This is a genomic window from Rosettibacter sp. KY25, from assembly GCF_057554405.1.
In genome coordinates this window covers 46,120-68,209 of the sequence record NZ_BAAJAO010000013.1, presented here as the reverse complement: position 1 = coordinate 68,209, position 22,090 = coordinate 46,120, and the positions used below count along the sequence as shown (strand labels likewise).

The following is a 22,090-nucleotide window of genomic DNA, read 5'->3' as shown; positions in this document are numbered from 1 at the left end:
GAATAATAAATATCTGGGCAGGACTTTTTTCCAATTTTAAGAATAGAAAATAGAACAGTGAGAATAATTAGAGTATTGGTCTATAATTTATACGATACTGTCGTATAAAAAATCAACAAATTATACGACAGCATCGTATAGTTTAATCCCATACTGGCAAAGCACATTTAATGCTGAGATTTCTCAACACTTTTTCAAAATCAATCAGAGAAGCTTTCATTATTTGAGAATCTGGATTATGACAGACTAAACATGCACCAACTGTTAAAATTTTTTTTTGTTCTTCAATTGTAAATGGTCTTACATTATTTCTTGTTGATGAATTATTCTTTCTCTCCTGAATAAATCCTACCCATGCATCGAGTGGAAGCCCATCATATTTTGAATTCTTATATTCTGGAATAAATTTCCAAATTCCTTTATTGCCTGCAATTTGATAATACAATTTCCCTCTGCCATAACCTAATGCTGTTGGTTCATTGTGGCAGGATTTGCAGCTTCTCGATTCTTTTCTGATAGTATGTGAAAATGCAGGTGCAAATAATCTTTTGAAAATTATTTTATCTTTTCTATCATATTTGTCTTTATCAATTGTAAGTATCATGCCAGGAATAAATGTGCTTACTGTTCTTTTCCCGTTTTCAATCTTAACGCCAAGTGCTGGATAATCTGAAAGAAAATCTTTTGAATATTCCTTCCATTCCCCTTTCATTTCTTTGTTATACAATAAATCAAATCGAGTTTCGTTTCTATTGTATTCAGTATGACATCCTATACATTGAGGTGACCATGAAGTATGACATGTTATGCAGCTTAAATCTTTATGAGCTTTTCCTGCAATACATAATGACAATGGTTTCTTCATCTTTGCTATTTCATTATTTTTCTTTTTGATTAAGTATGCATTACTTCCATTAAAAAATGAATTGATAATTGGCTCTCCTGTTTTCTGTACGGTCAAATATTTTCTGTCATCTTGCTTGTAATTTCTGAGTTCTGCAATCTTTTTTGATTCATAATCAAACTCTGCAAGATTTTTTGTTTTTGGCTTATCAATTAAATGACAATCGACACATTGAATTTTGACCTGTTCTTCTTTATGAGCATATGAATTTCCATCTCCCATTATTTCTGATGATGTGTGACAATCAATACAAATCATACCTTTATCATGGTGAACATCAGAAATCTTTTTAACAAAAATTCTTCCATCATCTAATTGACGATAATTTTTATTCTGAATTGTATCGATTGAAACTAATTCAGTTTCATGCCAGCCTTCATAATTAGTTGAAATTCTTCCTGAACGAGAATGACATCCAAAACAATATTCATTTGAATTTGGCAATTTGATATCAGGATGAAACTCAATTTTGTTTAAGTCTTTTTTCAACAGATTCTGATTATTCTCCTCATCTTTCAATCCTGCAATTTTGATATCTTGCAATCCCGCAATCTTGTAATCTTGTGTACCTTCAATCTTGTAATTTTGCAATCTTGCAATTTTGTAGTTCTTTAAATACTCCCTCGCATCATTAGAATAACTCAGATGACATGCATTGCAGCCTCCCCCACGTGATAATTGATTTATTGGTCCTAACTCTTTTTTTTCATTTGAAAGATGACACGATGCACATAAATTTCTTAAATGAATATCGGCTGGACTGCTTCCTAAATTTTCAACTCTGTAAATATTATTCAGAGAATTACTTTCATCAAAAACAAATTTATCAACACTAATCACTCCGCTCATTGTATTCATCAAAGAATTATTAACTCTTTCAATAATTTGCTGATGACATTGAGAAGAACCACATGTTTTCTTTGCCATCAACATATTTCCAGGAATTAAAATCATATTTGAATGAGCTGAATTTTTATCAAGAGTAAAGGGATTCCCAAGATGACATGAAGAACAACCAATTGAATTGTGTGAATGAGATAATCCTGCAACATTATTATGACAGCTTAAGCATCCCTCATATCTTCCCATAACTAAATTAATTTTTGTAGTATCTGATTCAGAAAAAAATTTTTTGAATTCTCTAATACTTCCGCTGAAAATATTTTCATAAGGATTGTATTGCCAAGGATATCTTAATTCCCAATTTTCTCCTCTGAAATAAAAACCAATCACAGTTAATATTAAATAAAGAAATAAAAATATCATCAATATTTTCTTGACAAAAGCTGATTGTTTCTTTTGCAAATATCTCAGCATAAAAATCAATGTAAGCACAATCAAAACAATTAATAAAAAAATAGAAGGATAAGTCAGCCAATGAAGCAATTCCTGCACCGCAACTAAATACCATGGTCCCTTAACAATTGATGAAAATTTATCATGAAGATTAGGTGTTAACAAAAATGAAATAATTATTATTACAGGAATTAAAATAGAGAAAGTCCTGTTTGAAGGAGCAATACTTTTAGCATGTTCAATAATAAAAATAAGTAAAAAGATTGCAGCCGTAGCAATGTGATGAACATAAACAATTTGAAAATTGTCTTGTGAACCAAGAAGAAAGAATGAAATTGTGTTTCCAATCAATGGAATTTTATCAATCAAATTTTTGAAAATGCTTTGAGCAAGAAAACTTTCTGAATCACCTTTCAAAATAAAACCACTGAGCATTACAAATACAACCAATAAAGTAGAAACAGTTAGTCGAAACCAAATTCCTTTGCTCACATTTTTTTCGGTATATAATCTTAAATGGTCAATGAAATGAAGTAATGTAAACACCAAGAAAAATTGTGCACTCCAATAATGTATGCTTCTAATTAATCTTGCGCCTTCATCAATTAGCAGCATTTTAGAAATTGATTCCATTGGCTTGGATACATCATAAGGCAGGGCAAGAAAAATACCTGAGACAATGCAAATTAAAATTGAACCAAAAGCATAATTACCAAAAGACACATTAAAAATTTTTATGTAATTATTTTCTTTATTCATAATTGACAAACTTTCTTCCTGATTCGTCTGTTATAATTTTTAATTCAACTAAATTTTTTATTGCTGGTCCTGCAATTACTTTTCCATCAAGAGTAAATTTAGAACCATGGCATTTACAGACCAATTGATTTGACTGAATATTTTCTATTTTGCAGCCTAAATGTGTACATCTTGAAGAGAAAACTTTAATTCCCAAATTACTTTTATTGATAATTAATTCATCATAAAATGTTATTCCATTTTCTATGTTTTTTGGCAGAAATATTTTTTTGTTCTGATTTAATTTCTTTTGTTTATCAGCAGAGAAATAGGCAACTGCAAAAAGAGGGATTAAAAGAATTTTATAAAAATATTTTAGAAATTTTTTTCTGGTAATCTTCACAGTCAGAATAATTTTTCTTTTACATATTCAAAATCTTCTGGTGTGTTCATATTAAAAAAGAGGTCATTGAAATAAAATTTTTCGTTTTCTACATCAACAATTTCGGCACCAACTCTTTCAATAAAATTTTTCATGCTAAAGAAAAAAGATTTTTTTTCTTCATAAAGTCTTTTTGCAATGAAATTAGCATTCAATACCTGCTCGGCAATAGGCAACAATTTCTTTGAATAAATCCCAATTGAATAATGAATAATTCCTTCAGCTTTAGGAACAACAATTAATTCATCAGTTTCTACTTTAAGAAGGTGATTAATTAAACTTGTGGTAATAAATGGATTATCACATGAAACAACAAAAATTTTTTCTACATCAAGTTCAGATAAAGTTGAATGAATTCCCGAGAGAGGACCAAGATTTGGATAAACATCTTTAATCTTATCTAATTTTAGAAAATCATAATCTTCAGGAGAATTTGTGCTAATTACAATTTTTTCGAAAATTGAACTAATTCTTTCATACAAAATTTCTATTAAAGTTTTATCATCAATTTTAAGCAGAGCTTTATTTGTTCCCATTCTCTGACTAAAACCGCCTGATAATATTACTCCTGCAATGTCATACATAAGATAATTATTAAATTATTTTTCAAACGCAAGATTATGATAAATAATTGAAATAGAAAAGGGTGCAAAGCTACACCCTTGAAAAACTTACTCAGAAGCTGTCTCGGCAGGTTTTTCTTTTGCTTTATAAATTAAAGATGTGATTATTCCAAGAATCACATATTGAATAAATCCATAAACAAACCACTGGAATGTTAAATAATATGGAAGTGGATAAACAACATACTGATAATAAGCAGCAGGCAGACTCATAAACAGTCCAATATAAATTCCATAACGCAGACCTTCGAGCCAGCCTTTATTCTCATAACCTTTAACAAAAATAAATACAAAGAAGAAAGACCAAATTACATCTACTACAATTCCAACCCACATTTTTGCCTGCATTTCATCTACAGGGCGAAATACTTTTGATATTTCTTCCTTTGCATATGTTGATGCCAGAATAACATTATGAATCAACATATTTGTTAATTCCAGAACAACAAAAACAACTACAAAAGCAATAATCAGTTTCTTTACATTCATAACTTCCTCCTAATTTTGTTTTTATTTTTTAAAGAGAATTAACAGGAATTTTTTATTGATTAAAAAGAAATTTTTTTATTTCCTCTTTTGAGTATTGGGAAGATTCGTCGATTTTATTTACTAATTCCTGAATATAACCTTTGGTTATGTAAAAATTCCCAAGGTCAAAAAAGTTATTCAAAATTGTTATGTATTCAATTGTGTTAACAAAATCCAATCCTTCGAACAATTCTTCTTTCCAGGCAATATAGCTCCAGAAAACTTTTTTAGTTGTATAGAGAGCATAATTTACTTCAGTTAAGGGAAACCCTTCGCGGAATCTTTCCGCGCCTACATCTTCAAAATACTTTTCAGCTTCAATATTAGAAGCTCCTTTTTTAAGCCAGTCAACGAAATTAAGAAAAAGCTTTTCGGCTCTTTCAATAACTTTTGCTTTATCAAACTTCTGGTAGGTCTTCATGAATTCTGATTGCATCACCTGTTCGTAGTAAGCATTTGACAGGGAGGGAATATTTGTTTCGAGGAAATGAATTATTTTTGAAAAATTCATCTTTCCTCCATAATGGTGAAGTTAAATTAAGGTAATTATATCATTACAGCAACAACATTTTTTAATTAAACTGATATATTTTTTCAATAATATATTCTTTGCCATCAGGCATTGGCTGCCATTTTGATTTCAAAACGGCATTAATTACTTCTGATATTTTTTCTTCTGACTTTATAGTGCTGCTTATTATCTTATAATTTTTTACTTCACCATTTTCATCAATCTGAAGTTCGAATTTTATTATTCCTTTAATTCCTTGATTTACAGGGAGGATTTCTAAAGTTTGTTGAGGAAAAAATATTATGTTTTCGTCATTTGCTTTGATTGTTTCTGTTTGATGATTTGTCAACTGTTGATTTGAGTTACTTGATTCATTTTCAGATAAAATTACATCAGGCAGAATTTCAGGTTCATCCACAAGCATATTCAATTTGGGCTGTGCAGGTATTGTTTTGGCAGGAAGTGACAATTTTGTTTGTGGTATTTCAAGTAATTTAATTACCGGCTCTTGGTAATAAGAAATTTTTCTTTGATTGAGTTTAACATTTGGCAGAATTAAAAATGAGGCAATTATTAGTAATAGACTCAACACAATACTAATCTTAATATTACGCAGATAATAATATTTATCTTCATTTAATTTCATTTTATTAAAAATTTTTCATGCAAAATTCAGGTATTCATTCCAAATTTTATATAAGTTATAAGTTGCTCTTACATCTTCGCCGCAGTAAACAGCAATATCTTTAATTCTTCCTGCTTTATATAATTCTTTTACTTCCATTCCAGTTATTCCTTTTGATTTAGGAGATTGAATTCCAAAAGCGTGACAGTAGAAATCGAGATTGAATTTTTTTGTTATTCCATAAAATGTAAGTTGCTCAAGTAAATCGATATGATTTGAAGAATCATATTTGCTCTTAATTAAATTTCTACTTGGTTTTATTTTTAAGAGTGCCGACCTAAGCATTATAAAAGGCACGTCAAAATTTTTCCCATTAAATGTAATAATCTTATCGACCTTTTTAACGCAATCCCAGAAATACGAAATCATCTCTGATTCTATCATCGATTTGTATGTAGCTTTTCTTTCTTCCGCTTTCCATTCTTCTTTTTGTTCGCTCTCATACAACACCATTACATTTTCACTTTCTGTATTGAGCATTCCTATTGCAACAATTTTTGCTGTGAAGGGATACAAACTTAAGTAACGCTTTGCATCTTCAATTTTCTCTTCTCGCCTGATTTCATCTTTTTCCTGTTCTGCATAGCGGAGAATGTATTCTTGCTGAGATTCTGATAGTGTGTCAAATTCGTATCCGACAGTTTCAATGTCGAATACAAGATTCATATGCACCTCTTAATATATGCTAAAAATTAGCAATTTTTTCTTTTTATAAAAATTAAAAAATATTCTCAGAAAAAATTTTTACAAATCATTAAAAAACATTTTTAACTTGCATAAAAAATATCGAAATTAATTATATAAAAAGCTGAGATTTATTTTGACACAATCGAATCGTGCGCTTTTTATTGATTTATTGAAAGGTATTGCACTTCTAATTATGATTGAAGTGCATGTAGTAAATTCATTACTTAATCCAGAAATAAAAACTCAGAGCTGGTTTGAAATTTTAAATTACATAAATGGATTGGTTGCCCCTGCTTTTACTTTTACATCGGGAATGGTTTTTGTTCTTTCACTTCAAAAAGGATTGGAGGAATTAAGAAGTTTTGGGAAAAAATTTTGGAAAAAATTTGGAAGATTAATTTTGATTTTTCTTGCCGGTTATTCTATTCATGCTACTTATTTATCATTAAGAAAAATTTCTAATCCCGATTACCCGCACATGATAAGAGAATTTTTAAGAGTAGACATTTTGCAATGCATTGCAGTGGGATTAATAATTTTACTTCTTTTGAGACTATTAATAAAGTCAGATAAAATTTATTACAGCACAATCATTCTTCTTGATTTATTTATTCTTGTTTATTCACCTATAGCATGGAATACTGATTACACAAAATATTTCCCATTAGGAATTGCAAATTATTTCAACAGAAAGTATGGTTCACTTTTCCCATTGTTTCCATGGCTTGCATTCATTTTCACTGGTGCATTAATTGGCAAATATTATGTAGAAGCAAAAGAAAAGATTGGTGAAGAAAATTTTATAAAAAACATTTTGATAGCTGGTTCAATCTTCTTTATTACTGGGGTAACATTCTTAAATCTTTTATTTCCAGAATCATGGGTTAATGTAAAACCAAATTATTTTTTCTTTCTGCAGAGACTTGGAATTATTTTGGCTTTACTTAGTCTATGCTGGATTTATCTAAAAAGATTTAACCAAAATCAATCATTCATCCTTGATGTTAGCAGGGAATCACTTCTTGTTTACTGGCTGCACCTAAAACTACTGTATTTAAGAATTTGGGAAGGAAAGAATATAATTGATTTATTTGGTCCCACATTAAATATTGTTCAATGTTTGGTAATAGCATTATTACTTGGGATACTTATGGTCTTAACAGCTAAAGGCTGGGGATATTTGAAAATGAAATATCCCGCAGCTGTATCAAGATTTGTATTTGCAAGTGTAACAATTGCTGTAATTATATTTTTTGTTTATTAAAAAATATCTAACACAAGTACGCAAGGCTTCAGAAATTATTTTAAAAATATTTTCATTAACTCACTTCAGAATTTGTTCTATAATTTTGGAAGCCATCTCAATATCATCTTTTGAAACATCCATGTGTGTTACAGCTCTAACAACACCTATTTTTCCCGTTCCAAGAAGTAAACCATTTTCTTTACATTTTGAAAGAAATGTATCAACCGAAATATTCTTAAGCGAAAAGATAACAATGTTTGTTTCGACCAATTCTAAATCGATGTTTATATTTTTTATTTGGGAAAGATTGTAAGCAAGTAATTTTGCTTTTTCATGGTCTTCTTTTAATCTGTTAAAATTATTTTTAAGAGCATATAAACCAGCAGCAGCAATAATTCCAACTTGACGCATTCCTCCACCCCAAGCTTTTCGAACTCGATATGCTTCTTGAATAAATGATTTTGAACCTGCTATGATAGAACCAATTGGGGCACCCAATCCTTTTGAAAGACAACAAGAAACAGAATCAAAATATGATGCATATTGTGAAGGTGTTATACCTGTTTCAACAGACGCATTCCAAATTCTTGCACCATCGAGATGCATAAATAAATTATATTTTTTTGCAAGTTCTGAAATTGCTTTAATATTGTCTATAGGATTAATTGTGCCTCCTGCACGATTGTGTGTATTTTCTATTTCAATTACTTTAGTTCTTGCCATGTAATATGCACTTGCAGGTCTAATCAAAGGCTCAATTTGCTCTGGGGTAAAAATTCCTTTTTTATTTCCTTCAACTAATGAAAGCTGAATACCGCTTAATGCTGCAGGAGAACCAGATTCATATTGAAAAATGTGAGCATCTTTTTCACAAATCACTTCATCACCAGGCTGAGTTAAAACATTAAGACAAATTTGATTTCCCATAACACCGCTTGGAACAAAAAGAGCAGCTTCTTTTCCAAGCAACTCAGCTGCATATTGTTCGAGTTCGTTTGCAGTTGGGTCTTCTTTGTAAACATCATCACCAACCTCAGCTTCATACATTGCCTTTCTCATTCCTTCCGATGGTTTTGTAACTGTATCACTTCTTAAGTCAATAATTTTTTTCATTAGAGTTGTTCCTTATTTGTATTAAGTGATTTTAATATCATTTCAAAATTAATAAAATAGATTGGATAATACTGACATTAGCAATTTCATTATTAATTCATTATAAAGAATAAAATATAATTGGGATGAAATTATGATTCTTAGTATTGCTGTCAACATTGAATGTATAACTTATGGATATGTTCCTCATGAGTTTTTTAACATAAAAATTAACTAATAAGAATAGTTTAATTATTGCTCTCTTTTCTTAAATATTTCTTAATCAAATTAATCAATTCTTCTCTTACAACAGGCTTTTGTAAATAATCTGTAAAACCATGGTCTAAAAATTTTTGTTTATCCTCTTTCAGGGCAAATGCTGTAACAGCTATAATTGGAATTTTATTATAATCATGCAATTTTCGAATTCTTGAAAAAGTTTCAATGCCATCAATGCCTGCTCCAAGATTAATATCCATTAAAATTGCATCATAAGTTTTTATTTCTGCTTTTGCAATTGCAGTTATTCCATCTTCGGCTTCTTCTACATCAAAATCATTACTTAAATATTTTTGAAATATTTTTCTATTACCTATGTTATCTTCAACAACAAGAACAACTGGTTTAGTAGATTTTTTCGTTATCAGAGTTTCAGAGATCAATTCTTTTCCATAATCAATTGTTTTCATCAACTTTTTTTCAGATTGAATAGCAGGCAATTTAAGAATAACCATAGTTCCTTTTCCTACATGACTTTGAACTGAAATAGAACCATTCAATCTTTCAACCATTTGCTTTGCAATTGACAATCCTAAGCCCATTCCTTCAAAAGGACGACTCATACCTTCTTTTTCCTGACGGAAAGGGATAAATATTTTTTCCAACTTGTCTTTTTCGATTCCAATACCTGTATCAACAATTCTTATTATAGCAAAACAATTTTTATCATTTTCTTCAAGCCTGATATTAATTGAAATTCCTCCTTTTAATGTAAATTTGATTGAGTTATCAACAATATTATCTATAGTATTTTTTAACAAATTGCGGTCTGTGTTAATCCATACTTCATTAGTGTCTATTATTAATTTGAATATTAATCCTTTCTTTTCCGCACTCTTTTTATATTCATCAGAAATACTTTTAATAAATTCAACCAGATTAAATTTTTCTTGTTTTACCTCTAATTTCCCTCTTTCTATTTCCGTCAAAACAAGTAAATCATTCAATGTTTTTTGTAATCTTAATCCGGCATCATAAATATATTTTACAGATTCTTTATGTTCTGGATTATCGAGTTCATTCAAAAGAATTTCTGAGAAACCGAGTATAGAAATCAAAGGTGTTCTAAATTCATGACTCATATTAGATAGAAAATAAGTTTTCAACTTGCTCATCTCTTCAGCTTCTGTTTTTGCCTTAATCAATTCTCTTTCATATTGTTTTCTTAGTGAAATATCAGTTTGAATTGCTACATATCCAATTAAATTATGATTTTCATCAAAAATAGAACTTATAAGATTTTTGATTTCAATTAATTTGCCATCTTTAGTCCGGTTAGTCATTTCAACTACAACATGCTTATTTTCCAATAAATTTTTCCATAATTGTTCGTAGAACTCTTTATGATGTAATCCGCTTTTAAGAATTCTTGGAGTAGCTTTATTTACAACTTCATTTCTATACCATCCATACATTTTAGTAAAATATGGATTAACATAAATAATTGTTCCATCTACACCAGTCATCATAATTGCATCATTAGTATTTTCAACAGCGAGCATCACTCTTCTCAAAAGTTTTCAGCTTCTTCTCTTTTTTTCATTTCATTTACTAATCTCAATGCTCTACGCACAGCCGGAACAAGCCTATCCATTCTATCTTTCAGTACATAATCCATAGCACCAAGTTGCAAGCATTGAACCGCTCTTTCTTCGCCAATAGTACCTGAGCAAAAAATAAAAGGTATATCTTTTCTTTTTTTCTGAGTTTCAATTAATGCTTTTAATCCATCAAATTCTGGGAGGTTATAGTCAGATATTACCATATCGAAATCTTTGTCTTCAATCAATTGCAAAAAATCAGATTTTTTGCTCACTACAACGATTTCTGCATCAATACCACCAGCTAGAAGCATTTCTTTAATAAGTTCCGCATCGTTCAAGTTATCCTCGAGATGAAGAATTTTTAATTTTTCTTTCATGGCTGATAATTAAAATAATTTTAAAAAATGCCTCACTTTTATTTTATTATAATCAAATAAATCATTTTCGTTCAGTGATATATTTTTCTAATGCAGAGAAAATAGTTTTTTTCGTGCATGGTTTTGCTATATAAGCATCTGCTCCGTTTCTCTACAATTTTCTTTATCTTTGAGAAATGCGTGAGCAGTTATGCAAATAATAGGCAAGTTTTTAAATTTCTCGTTTGACCTTAAATATTGCATAATTTGAATTCCATCGCGATTTCCTTTTAATGATAAATCCATTATCACGGCATCAAAATCCCAATCTAAGTTATCTTCAATAAACTCTTCAAATGAGGAATAAATTACTATCTGGTATTCATCTTTAAATAAAGTTTGATATAAATTTTGATTTAATACATCATCCTCAAATATCAATAACTTTTTCATTGCTTCCATAATATTTACCCTCTATTAAAAATAATTGTAATCTTTGTGCCTACATTTTTTTCTGATTCAACTTGAATTTCAGCACCATTTATTTTACAATATTCTTTGACAAGTGACATTCCTAATCCAACACCGTCAAATGCTCTTGTATAACCAGTAGATTCTTGAGAGAAAGGTTCAAACAATTTAGGCAAATATTCTTTTGCAATTCCTATACCTGTATCTTCAATTGATACACAAAGATTATTTTCATTTTCACAAAATGTTGTGATGGTAATGCCCCCCTCCCTTGTGTATTTTATTGCATTATCAATAAGATTGGCAAATAATTGAGTAAGAGAATATTCATCACCTAAAATTTTAGTTTCTTTTGTTCTTGAAAGAAGTTTTATATATAAATTTTTCTCTTCTGCTGCTGTAATAAAATCGTTAATCACTTTTTTTAGAATATCATCAATAAGATTTATTTCTTTAAAGTTCGGTTTATAGAAACCTACCTGCAGCTGCGACATATTCAGTATCATATCAACAGTTCTGATTAATCTTCTTGAAGCACTATCAATTGAATTAAAATAAAAATCAATATCACTTATATTTCTGCTGGTTAAATCCTCATGTAGCAAAGAAAGATAGCTTAAAATTGTATGAAGTGGGGTTCTAAATTCATGAGACATTTGAGCAAGAAAAAGAGATTTCATTTTATCAGAATCCTCAGCTTTTTCTTTTGCTAATATTAAATCGAGCTCCATCTTTTTTCTTTCAGTTATATCTGTAATCATTGCAAAGCTGCCTTTATAATTACCTTCATTATCAATGAAAGGTGAAGCAGAAATTAATGTATAAATTATGGAACTATCTTTTTTTACAAACTTTCTTTCTAATTGTGCTAATTCCCCTTTTTTTCTTTTCTCAATTTCATTTAAAAAACTTTCTATTTCTCCCTCTGGTAAAAATGATGTAATTTTATTTCCAACTAACTCATTTATTTCATAGCCCAGCATATCTGCCATTTTTTTATTTACAGAAGAAATTAAATTATTTTCATCAATAATCATTATTCCTTCGTTTGCAGTTTCAAACATTTTACGAAACTTTTCTTCACTCTTTCTTAACTCATTTTCTGCTTTTATTCTTTCAGTAATATCAAAAATGTAACCTACAATTTTTTCAAGATTATTATTATTATCAAAAACACCCACTACATTTTCAATAACATTTATAATAGTGCCATCCTTTGCAATTAATTCCAATTCACGATTTTGCACTCTGCCATATTTTTGAATTTCCTCAAATAAACTTTTCCTAACTTCATCTGATACAAAAAAATCTTTTACATTCTTATTTAAAATTTCTTCTTTGTTATCATATTTTAAGATTTTAAGAAGGGAATCGTTGCATATTAAAATTGTTCCATCTGGTTTAAATTCAAAATCACCCGAAATGTCATTATTAAAAAATAATTTATATCTTTCTTCGTTGCGTTTAACTTCTTCTTCTGCATTTTTTCTTTCTGTTATATCAAATGCAGTCCCAATGGAAGCTATCTCACCCTTCCATTTAATGCCTCCAGCAGTAAAATCGAGCCATTTTTCAGTTCCATCTTTGCAAATAATTTTAAATTCATAGTTCGAAGGAATGTTCTTACCTTGTTGTCTTTCAAGCCCTCTTAGTTTTACCAAATCTCTAAACTCTGGATGCACAATATCCCAGAATTTCATATTTAATAATTCATCTTCGCTGTATCCTGATATTCGTTGCGCTGCTTTATTGACATAAACAAAATTTTCACCTTTGTAAACAAAAATTGCTGTAGTGGTAGTATCTGCTAATGTTCTAAATAATTCCTCTTCTTCTTTTAACTCTTCTTCAAGTTTTATTTTTTCTGTTAAATCATATACAGCGATTAGTTTTAATTTATGTTCTTTTGTTTCTCCTAATAAATTAGATTTTATTTCTGCAAAAATTATATCTCCATTTTTTTTCTTTTGTCTGCATAAATGTGTTATAACAGAAACTTCATCATTAGAGCTAATTAATTTAGGATAATCTTCATCCATGCAAATTTCTTTAAATGTAATCTTAAGAAATTCATCTCTGGTGTATCCATAATATTTTACTGCTTCATCATTTACTTCGATAAATTTTTGAGTTCGTTCATCAATAATTAGCATTGGGATTGGATTAGAATAGAATAAATCTTTAAATCTTTCTTGAGTTAATATTAATTGTTGTTCGGTTTTTATTTTCTCTTCGTATGTTTTTCTAAGAGCTTCTTCTAATTTTTTATTCAGCTCGATAATTTGATTTTGTTTTTCTTCATTCATCAATTTCAGTTTATATATCGCATATGCATGTTCAATTGCACTTGGCAGTTGTAACAAATAATTTTTTCTCTTAATTATATAATCATAAACTCCTAGTTTTAATGCAGTTATTGCCGATTCTTCGTCGGTGCTTCCTGTTAGAATTATTACAGGCTTATCATAACCCGAGGTTTTCAGTTTTTTAAATATTTCAATACCATTCAATTCGGGCATCAATAGATCTATGAGTATGACATCAAAAGGCATCTTCTCCAGTAATTGAAAAGCTTCGTTAGCAGTTTTTACTGCGGTTAAATTTATGTTTTTAGCTTCCTTCTTTATATAATTTACTGTTAGCTCAATATCATTTTCATCATGTTCAATATAAAGTACATTATATACTTCGGGTATATATTTTTCTGTTGGCAATTTATGCAATGAATACTTATTGTAAACATCTTCTACTAACAGAGCTAATTCATCAATCTCGATTTTATTTTTATTAATATAATCTACGGCTCCATATTTAAGAGCTTGAATAGCAACGTTTATATCGCCATAGCCGGTAAGAAATATTATAGGCACATTATAATTTAGATTCATAATTTTTTTTATTAATTCAAGTCCGTTCATACCTGGCATGATATGGTCTACTAACAAAATATCATATCTTTTCTTTTGGATTAATTCCAGACAATCTTCTGCAGATGTTACACCTTCAATATCAATATCATTAATTTTACTTTGTAATGATTCAGTTATATATTGAATCATTATTGAATCGTCATCAACAATAAGAATTTTCATAGAGAATCCTCAATTATTAGAGTTGTATATGGAATACAATTATTCTACTCTCTCTCAAGCGGAGGCTCATTTAATATTGCCCAGAAATAACCAAGATTACTAATTGCTTCAATAAACTTTTCAAATCCTACCGGTTTAACAACATAAGCATTTACACCTAAGTTATAACTATCAACTATATCTTTTTCTTCTTTAGAAGAAGTAAGCATTACAACAGGAATAGTTTTTAATTCAGAATCATTCTTTATTATTTTTAATACTTCTAAGCCATCTACTTTGGGCATCTTCAGGTCTAATAAAATGCAAGCAGGATTTTCTTTTTCTCTTTCTGAATACTTACCCTTTCTGTATAAATAATCAAGAACTTCTGCTCCATCACTAACAACATGAATTCGATTTGCAATATTGTGTTGTCTCAATGCTTCGAGTGCAAGTTCTACATCATTGGGATTGTCTTCTGCTAAAAGTATTGGTTTTAATTTGCCCATTGTAACTCCATTTTATTTTGGTAATGTGAAATAAAAAGTGGCCCCTTTATTTACTTCTCCTTCTGCCCAAATTTTTCCGCCGTGTTTATTAATAATTCTTTTAACAATGCTAAGTCCTATACCCGTGCCGCTATAATCTGATACAGTATGAAGTCTTTGAAAGACACCAAATAATTTATCTTTATATTCCATATCAAAACCAGCGCCATTATCTTTTACAGAAAATTCATAATAATCATCCATTTCTTTACAACTTACTTCAATTACAGCTTCTTCACATTTGCTAGTATATTTTATGGAATTAGATAATAAATTTGTCCAGACCTGCCTCAATAATGCGTAATCAGCAATTACTTTTGGCATATTTGAAATTTTCCACTCAATCTTTCTATTAATTGTTTCATTTTCTAATTCTATACGGACTTCATTTATTATAGAATTAATATCGACCTCTGTTTTCTTCAATTCAGTTCTACCAATACGAGAAAATGCCAGCAGGTCGTCTATCAATTGACCCATTTTTTTAGATGCCTCTGAAATAATGTTAATGTACCTAATAATTTTTTCATCAGAAGTTTTAAGACTATTTTTTAATAATTCAATAAATCCATTCAAATGTCTTAATGGAGCTCTTAAGTCGTGAGAAACAGTATAACTAAAAGCTTCGAGTTCTTTATTTAATTCCGTTAATTGCTGGGTTCTTTCTTTTACTTTTTCTTCAAGTTCTTCATAGAATTTCTTTAATGATTCTTCATTTTTTTTATAAATAATTGCTATACCAATTAAATCAGTAATTGATTCAATAAGTTTTAATTCTTCTTCTGTTGGAACTTTAGGTTCATGATGATAAATTTCAAATATTGCTACTACATTGTCTTTGTCATCTATAATAGGTTCGGACCAGCATGACCTAAAATTTGCCTTCTTAGCAATATCTCTATATGGAATCCAAAGAGGATGGGTCATAATATCATCAACAATTATACGCTTCTTTGAAAAAACAGCAGTTCCACTTGAACCAGCATTTTCTTTTATTTCTTCTTTTTCAATTATTTCTTTATAAAAATCTGGAATATTAGGTGCAGCGCCTATTCGAAAATGTTTTCTGTCTTCATCTAAAAGAAGAATTGAACAAATTTTTGTTGAATCTTCTTCTTCTACTAAACGAACTATTAATTCAAGTATACTATTTAATTCTTCACCGCGTATTAATGCATTTAATACTTTGGCTTTATTTACATTAGTCAGTTCTTCTTGCTTCTTTTTTGTTATATCGACGCCTGATGAAATAAAAAATTCTTCTCCGCCAATTTTTACTTTTTTATTCGATAAAAGAATAACAAGTTTTTTCCCCTCTTTGGTCTTTAGATTCAATTCTAAATTTTCAACATATCCCTTTGTTTTTATTATATCTCGAAGCTTCTCATAACTTTTTTGATCTATTATTCCAATCTCAAAACTTGTTTTGCCTATGACTTCTTCTTTAGTAAATCCATAAGATTCGCACCAAGTATTATTGACATCAATAAAAATACCCTTATCATTAAGTAAAGCCATTTCTATAGGGACAGAATGAAATAATCTTTTAAATTTTTCTTCACTTTCAGATAATAACTTAGTTTTTTCTTTTACTCTGATATCCAAATCCTCGCTGTATTTCATGAGTTTCTCTTCGGTTTTTCTTCTTTCTTCTAATCCATATTTTATTGTAAAAAACATTATAACCAGTAAACCTATTTGAGGAATAAATATTAATACAATCATTGTTTTGGTTTTCGAAATTTTTTGTGCTTCAAGGTTTTGCCTGCTTTTTATTAAATTCTCTTCGTTAATTAAAAGTTTATTGCTACACGCCCTGATGCTGTCAGTTAATTTATTTATTGTTTCTTCAATTAAATTAATTTCTGAATCACTTGTTTCATTTAAAGTATAAGATAATTTTGTTGTTGTTATAAAAAAATGACTAAGCCTTTCTATTAAAGATTGCTGAATTGGGTTATCGGATGTAAGTTTTTTTAATTCATTTATAGCTGATGATGTAGAATTTAAATTATTACTATACTTTTCAAGATAATTTTTTTCACCAGTTAAAACGTAGCTTTTTAGCAATAATTGAGCATGGTCAAGTTTATGTTCTAAATCTTTAATCCCATTTATTATCTGATGAGTGTGGTTAACTAAATTAGTTGCTTCTTTTACAGAGTTAAATAATGCAATCAAAATGAAAAATATGTAAACAGTAAAAACAAGTATTGGTGTTATAACAGAAAATATTTTTTGTTCTACAGTAAATTTTTTCTCCAAAAAGTGCAAATAAAATATTCCGATAATTAAAATCATTGTTGATATAGCTAACAAGATAGAAGTTTCATAAATAAATTCACCGCTAGATCCAATTGCGTATAAATTAGTTAATTGGCCTGTAATAATAATAATATCGAGTGTAAAGGTTGATACTAATAAAAACTCTATCAGGTATTTTACACTTATTTTTAAAGAAAGAAGAATAAAAACTAAACCTAGAAAAGAAAAAATTATAGATGCACTTAGAGGTTGCATCTTAATATTATTACTAAAAATTAATTGGTTGGAAGGACTTATTAGTAAATTGAAATAATTAATTCCCCAATCAAAAATATGGTTTAATACAAGAATAATTGCTGATAAAAATAGAACAATTCCCAATATAAATATTATCAACCTGTTATATCGAAATTTATAAATCATGCATAGCAATGCTAATCCACATAAGACCAAAAATAAAGAAGAGAATGCTCTCAAAGGAATTTCTGCATTTAAGAAAATTTGGGACAGCACGCCCCCAAACCTCCATGCTGATATATATAAAACTCCAATTGATATAGAATAATATGCAGCTAAATGGGGAAAGTATTTTTTAATTAATTCAAAAAAATTTTTAGCCTGCATAATGCGCCTCAATTATTATGCAGTTTTGATTCAATCAAAAATTAAGAAATATCTATAATAAAATCTCAAAATAATTGATGTAAAAAATTAGCAATAAATATAGTTTATTAACATTCAATGACATATAATTTACAGTTTTACAAATGAGAGAAGATTAGTTTTTTGATAAATTCAGATTGACATTTAAGAAGAGCACACTTGTAAAATCATTTGGGATTTTTTCCAGTGTGTAAGAAAGTTATAAGTTTTTTTATAAAAGAAACACACAAAATAAGGATTGCAATAAATAAAGAAGTATAAGGGAACAACAGCGGATATTCGGTAAAAAAAGTTTTTTCATTTCTTAATTCTGCATAACCTGTTAATTCTGTTTTATTAAATAATTTTGTTTCATTAATTGTTCTTCCAAGCGGGTCTATTATGCAGCTAATACCGCCATTTGCTGCACGAATCAAAGTTCTGCGGTTTTCAATTGCTCTTAAAGCAGCAATTTCTTTATGCTGAAATGGTCCGCTTGAATATCCATACCAACTGTCATTTGTTACAACAATAAGAAGTTCAGCATCTTTTTGAACAAAACCTGCTACAAAATCTGGATAAATTGACTCAAAGCAAACAACTCCCGCAGCTTTGATATTCATGAAATTAAAAATTGTTTGTTCTTTTCCCACATTCCAGCTTGAAATTCCAACCTGCCATTTAATTAATTCATCTAAAAATGGAAGTTGTTCAACGAAAGGAACTTTTTCTCCAAAAGGAACAAGCTTTATTTTTCCATATTTTTGAACTGAACTTGTGAATGGAGAAAAAAGCAAAATTGAGTTATATGAAGTATAAGCAACATCACTATTTTTGATTTTCTTTGCATCCTTAGGAGCTTTTGATAAATCAAAATAAAAATTTGCATCCGGCATTCCTGTCATCAAATAAACATTGTTTGAATCTACAAATTGATGAATTCTTTCCACCTCATATGGATAATTTCCGGAAAGCAGATAAACAGGCAATGCAGATTCGGGCCAAACTATTAATTTTGCTCCTTGATTTACTGCATTTTGTGAAAGTGATAAATACAAATTTAATTGCTCATCTAAATTCCCTGCTTCCCATTTATCCCATGGATTTAAGTTTGGTTGAATCAAACCTACTTTAATTTTCCTTGATGAATGCTCGAAGACTGATGTTTTATACATTCCATAAATTACTGGAATTACAAAAAGTAAAACTGCTGCAGCAGCATAGAACAAATTATTTCTTTTTTTCTCGAGATAATTTTTAATAAAGAGATAAAGAAACACATTGATGAATAAAATCAGAAGCGAAATTCCATATGCACCAATAATATCTGCAATTTGAATGAACCAATTAAAATATGGTAATGAATTCGCAAGCATAAGCCAGGGAAATCTTAAATCTGTAATGCTGTATGCATATTCAAATGCAACCCAGAAGAATGGAAATAAAAACAACGAAATTTTTTTGTTAAGTGATTTTTTTGAGAAATAATAAATGGTGGATGGAATCAAAAATATTGCTGGATTTATGAACATTAGAAGAACTCCAGAAATCATTAAAAAAGGGTCAGCTTCTTTTGTCCAGCTTCCTACCCAGTATAATGTGATTAGTGTAAAGATGAAAATTGTATAGTATGTAAATCGGTTTATAGACCCAAGTTGTTCTTTTTTTTCAATTACAAAAAAGTAAGGGATAAAAGCAAAAAAAATTAAAATCGGGAAAGGGAAAGGAGGGAATGAAATTCCAAGCAGCACACCGCTGATTAATCCATAAAGAAGTTCTTTCTTTTTAATTTTTTTTTCTTCAGGTGTTAACTGATAAAATGACTTAAGTATTTTCATCTTTTCGTTTCTTTTTTACAAAATATCTGATGACAAAATACAAGACAACTATCAGAGTTAAAATTAAAGCTATATCAGAATATGTTGTTAAATATTTATCAATCAGTTCAATGTTGTTACCCAAAAATATTCCAAGCATAATTAATAAAGTATTCCAGACAAATGAACTTACAAAAGCATAAATAAATGTTCTTAATTTTTTTAAGCGATGGAATCCGGCAAAAAAACTAACAACAGCTCTGGTTCCAGGCAGAAATCTGTTTATTAAAATTATGTTATAGCCATATTTATGAAACCACAAATCAGCTTTATCAAGTGACTGCGGCTTAATAAATTTTAATTTGCCATTTCGGATTAAATTTTCACCCAAATATTTTCCTATGAAATACATAACAATAAAACCAATTCCGCTTCCAATACTGGCAAGCATCAGGATGGGCAAAAAACTTAAAGTTGAACTTGCAATTAGAGTTGCACCCAAGACTATAACTATATCACTTGGAGATGGAGGAAACAAATTTTCGATAAATCCAAAAAAGAATACGATTAAATAAATTAAAGATTTGTCAAGTGTGCTTATGTAAGAAATTATATTTTCGAACATTAATTTTCTTTTTTGGTGAGCAAAACAACAGCATAAGCAGCTGCCCCTTCTTCTCTTCCTACAAAACCAAGTTTTTCGGAAGTTGTTGCTTTAATGGAAATTTGATTTTCATCAGCTTTTAAGACAGCTGCAATTTCTTTTATCATTAATTTAATAAATGGAGAAACTTTAGGTTTTTCAATTACAAGAGTAGCATCAAGATTGCCAAGTACATAACCATTCTGTTGAACTAAATCATAAGTTTTTTCAAGTAAAATTTTGCTGTCGATATTTCTAAATTCCTCACTTGAATTTGGGAAATGTTTTCCAATATCGCCAAGTGCAAGTGCCCCAAGCATTGCATCACAAATTGCGTGCAGTAAAACATCAGCATCGGAATGTCCTTCCAATCCAGTTTCATAAGGAATAACGATTCCACCCAGAACTAAAATTCTATCTCGAGAAAATGGATGGACATCGTAACCAAAGCCAATTCTAAATTGTTGATTCAAAATCTTATCTCAAATGTTTTAAATTCGTTTTTAGGTTCGCTCCACTTAATAATTGCATCTTTTACATCGGCAGAAATTGGTCCTACTTTCAATCGATTAAATAATTCTTCAATTAAATGAGGCTCCCCTTCTACAACAGTATAAACTTCGCCTGTATAAAGATTTTTTGTATAACCTTTTAATCCAAGATTTTGTGCATGCCGATAAACAAAATATCTGAATCCTACACCTTGAACAAGTCCACTCACAATTATTTCTGCTCTTTTAATGTTTTCCATTTGAATTGTTAAAAAAATTTGAATAGACAAAATCGAATATTTCAGATACAATCAATCCGGAAAAAATTAATGCACTTCCGAGCAAACCAAAATTAGTGAATTTTTCGTTGAGTATAAAGAATGCAAAAATAGCTGCAAATATTGGTTCGAATGAATAAATTATTCCTGCTTTAGTAGGACTTACAACTTTCTGAAATTTTGTTTGTAATCCAAAATTCACACATGTTGCAAGCAATGAAGTATAAAGAAGTCCACTCCACAAATTTGAAGTTAATTGTATTTTTATTAATTCAAGTGCACTAAAATGGAAAATCAGCGACATTAAAAAAGCAAAAACCGAAACACTAATAAGCTGAGATACGAATAAAATCCAGAAATCATGTTTAGGAGAAATTATATCCATATAAACCACATGCAAAGCAAAAAATAAAGCGCAGATTAATGTTAATGTATCTCCAATATTAAATGTTTTTCCGAGTTCAGATAAAAAATTTTTTATTGAACTGCCGCCGCTCGATAAAAACAAAATTCCTATGAAAACAAGAAGAGTTCCTATTAAAGCTCCTTTAGAAGGAATTTTCTTTTCAATCAGCATCTGTAAAAATGGAACCATCACAACAAGTGAACCTGTTATAAATCCAGATTTTGTAGCTGTTGTGTATTTTAATCCGATTGTTTGAAACATAAATCCAAGAAAAAGAAAAAGACCAAGAAAAATTCCAGAAAGAAAAGCTTGTTTATTAAGTTTATAATTTTTGAAAAACAGATAAGCAGAAATAATCAATGCAGCCACACCAAAACGAATTGAAACAAACAGCATGGAAGAAATATCATGAAGAGATTCTTTCACAATAACAAAGGTGCCGCCCCAGATAATAGTCATCAATAGTAAAGCACCTTCGCCTAAAAGGTGAGTTGATTTTTTTTCTTTGGAATTATCCATCTATATGT

General features: G+C 29.3%; 20 protein-coding genes. 1 reads left to right on the top strand and 19 read right to left on the bottom strand.

The features are described from left to right. Positions 1-142 precede the first annotated feature (142 nt). The 7 genes from AC27L2_RS09275 to AC27L2_RS09245 all read right to left on the bottom strand — a co-directional run bounded on the left by AC27L2_RS09275 (position 143) and on the right by AC27L2_RS09245 (position 6,393). Entirely contained in the window at positions 143-2,959 is a 2,817-nt protein-coding gene (locus AC27L2_RS09275; protein ID WP_487211486.1) for a hypothetical protein, read from the bottom strand. Beyond that, positions 2,952-3,341 carry a QcrA and Rieske domain-containing protein gene (locus AC27L2_RS09270; RefSeq protein WP_487211485.1) on the bottom strand — a complete coding sequence of 130 codons (390 nt, stop codon included), beginning with the start codon at positions 3,339-3,341 and terminating at the stop codon, positions 2,952-2,954. The genes AC27L2_RS09275 and AC27L2_RS09270 overlap by 8 nt, the downstream gene beginning before the upstream one ends. 2 nt (positions 3,342-3,343) lie before the next feature. Beyond that, positions 3,344-3,964 (bottom strand): molybdenum cofactor guanylyltransferase, encoded by a 621-nt coding sequence (mobA, locus tag AC27L2_RS09265; RefSeq protein WP_487211484.1) that lies wholly within the window; start codon positions 3,962-3,964, stop codon positions 3,344-3,346. Positions 3,965-4,051: 87 nt separating this feature from the next. After that, positions 4,052-4,492, bottom strand: a complete 441-nt coding sequence (locus AC27L2_RS09260) for a hypothetical protein (protein ID WP_487211483.1) — start codon at positions 4,490-4,492, stop codon at positions 4,052-4,054. Between the two features lie 52 nt (positions 4,493-4,544). After that, positions 4,545-5,042 (bottom strand): hypothetical protein, encoded by a 498-nt coding sequence (locus tag AC27L2_RS09255; protein WP_487211482.1) that lies wholly within the window; start codon positions 5,040-5,042, stop codon positions 4,545-4,547. Between the two features lie 61 nt (positions 5,043-5,103). Then, a complete protein-coding gene (locus AC27L2_RS09250; protein ID WP_487211481.1) occupies positions 5,104-5,688 on the bottom strand; it encodes an energy transducer TonB in 585 nt (194 codons plus the stop codon). 15 nt (positions 5,689-5,703) lie between these two features. Continuing rightward, positions 5,704-6,393, bottom strand: coding sequence for a ribonuclease H-like domain-containing protein (locus AC27L2_RS09245; protein ID WP_487211480.1), 690 nt, complete (start codon positions 6,391-6,393; stop codon positions 5,704-5,706). 154 nt (positions 6,394-6,547) lie between these two features. Between AC27L2_RS09245 and AC27L2_RS09240 the strand changes: the two genes are divergently transcribed. Further along, positions 6,548-7,678 (top strand): heparan-alpha-glucosaminide N-acetyltransferase domain-containing protein, encoded by a 1,131-nt coding sequence (locus AC27L2_RS09240; protein WP_487211479.1) that lies wholly within the window; start codon positions 6,548-6,550, stop codon positions 7,676-7,678. A 60-nt stretch (positions 7,679-7,738) separates the two neighbouring features. Here AC27L2_RS09240 and AC27L2_RS09235 read toward each other — a convergent pair whose 3' ends face one another. From AC27L2_RS09235 to AC27L2_RS09180, 12 genes are all read right to left on the bottom strand, one after another. Further along, the gene (locus tag AC27L2_RS09235) at positions 7,739-8,773 is read right to left on the bottom strand and encodes a threonine aldolase family protein (RefSeq protein ID WP_487211478.1); all 1,035 of its coding nucleotides are present in this window, start codon (positions 8,771-8,773) and stop codon (positions 7,739-7,741) included. Between the two features lie 227 nt (positions 8,774-9,000). Further along, on the bottom strand, positions 9,001-10,533 hold the full coding sequence (locus tag AC27L2_RS09230; RefSeq protein WP_487211477.1) for a PAS domain-containing hybrid sensor histidine kinase/response regulator: 1,533 nt from the start codon (positions 10,531-10,533) through the stop codon (positions 9,001-9,003). Positions 10,534-10,541: 8 nt separating this feature from the next. After that, positions 10,542-10,952, bottom strand: coding sequence for a response regulator (locus AC27L2_RS09225; protein WP_487211476.1), 411 nt, complete (start codon positions 10,950-10,952; stop codon positions 10,542-10,544). Positions 10,953-11,078: 126 nt separating this feature from the next. Then, on the bottom strand, positions 11,079-11,393 hold the full coding sequence (locus AC27L2_RS09220) for a response regulator (protein ID WP_487211475.1): 315 nt from the start codon (positions 11,391-11,393) through the stop codon (positions 11,079-11,081). A 5-nt stretch (positions 11,394-11,398) separates the two neighbouring features. Next, complete coding sequence (locus AC27L2_RS09215) at positions 11,399-14,494, bottom strand: PAS domain-containing protein (protein ID WP_487211474.1); 3,096 nt, start codon at positions 14,492-14,494, stop codon at positions 11,399-11,401. Positions 14,495-14,538: 44 nt separating this feature from the next. Continuing rightward, positions 14,539-14,982 carry a response regulator gene (locus AC27L2_RS09210; protein WP_487211473.1) on the bottom strand — a complete coding sequence of 148 codons (444 nt, stop codon included), beginning with the start codon at positions 14,980-14,982 and terminating at the stop codon, positions 14,539-14,541. A 12-nt stretch (positions 14,983-14,994) separates the two neighbouring features. Beyond that, positions 14,995-17,910, bottom strand: a complete 2,916-nt coding sequence (locus AC27L2_RS09205; protein ID WP_487211472.1) for an ATP-binding protein — start codon at positions 17,908-17,910, stop codon at positions 14,995-14,997. Between the two features lie 206 nt (positions 17,911-18,116). Next, positions 18,117-19,766: an apolipoprotein N-acyltransferase gene (gene lnt, locus AC27L2_RS09200; RefSeq protein WP_487211471.1), complete on the bottom strand. Its 1,650-nt coding sequence runs from the start codon at positions 19,764-19,766 to the stop codon at positions 18,117-18,119. Continuing rightward, on the bottom strand, positions 19,753-20,370 hold the full coding sequence (locus tag AC27L2_RS09195) for a DedA family protein (RefSeq protein WP_487211470.1): 618 nt from the start codon (positions 20,368-20,370) through the stop codon (positions 19,753-19,755). The genes lnt and AC27L2_RS09195 overlap by 14 nt, the downstream gene beginning before the upstream one ends. After that, a complete protein-coding gene (gene ispF / locus AC27L2_RS09190) occupies positions 20,370-20,861 on the bottom strand; it encodes a 2-C-methyl-D-erythritol 2,4-cyclodiphosphate synthase (protein ID WP_487211469.1) in 492 nt (163 codons plus the stop codon). Before ispF ends, AC27L2_RS09195 begins: the two co-directional genes overlap by 1 nt. Beyond that, complete coding sequence (locus AC27L2_RS09185; protein WP_487211468.1) at positions 20,858-21,139, bottom strand: acylphosphatase; 282 nt, start codon at positions 21,137-21,139, stop codon at positions 20,858-20,860. The genes ispF and AC27L2_RS09185 overlap by 4 nt, the downstream gene beginning before the upstream one ends. Further along, positions 21,126-22,082: a DMT family transporter gene (locus tag AC27L2_RS09180; RefSeq protein WP_487211467.1), complete on the bottom strand. Its 957-nt coding sequence runs from the start codon at positions 22,080-22,082 to the stop codon at positions 21,126-21,128. Before AC27L2_RS09180 ends, AC27L2_RS09185 begins: the two co-directional genes overlap by 14 nt. Positions 22,083-22,090 lie beyond the last annotated feature (8 nt).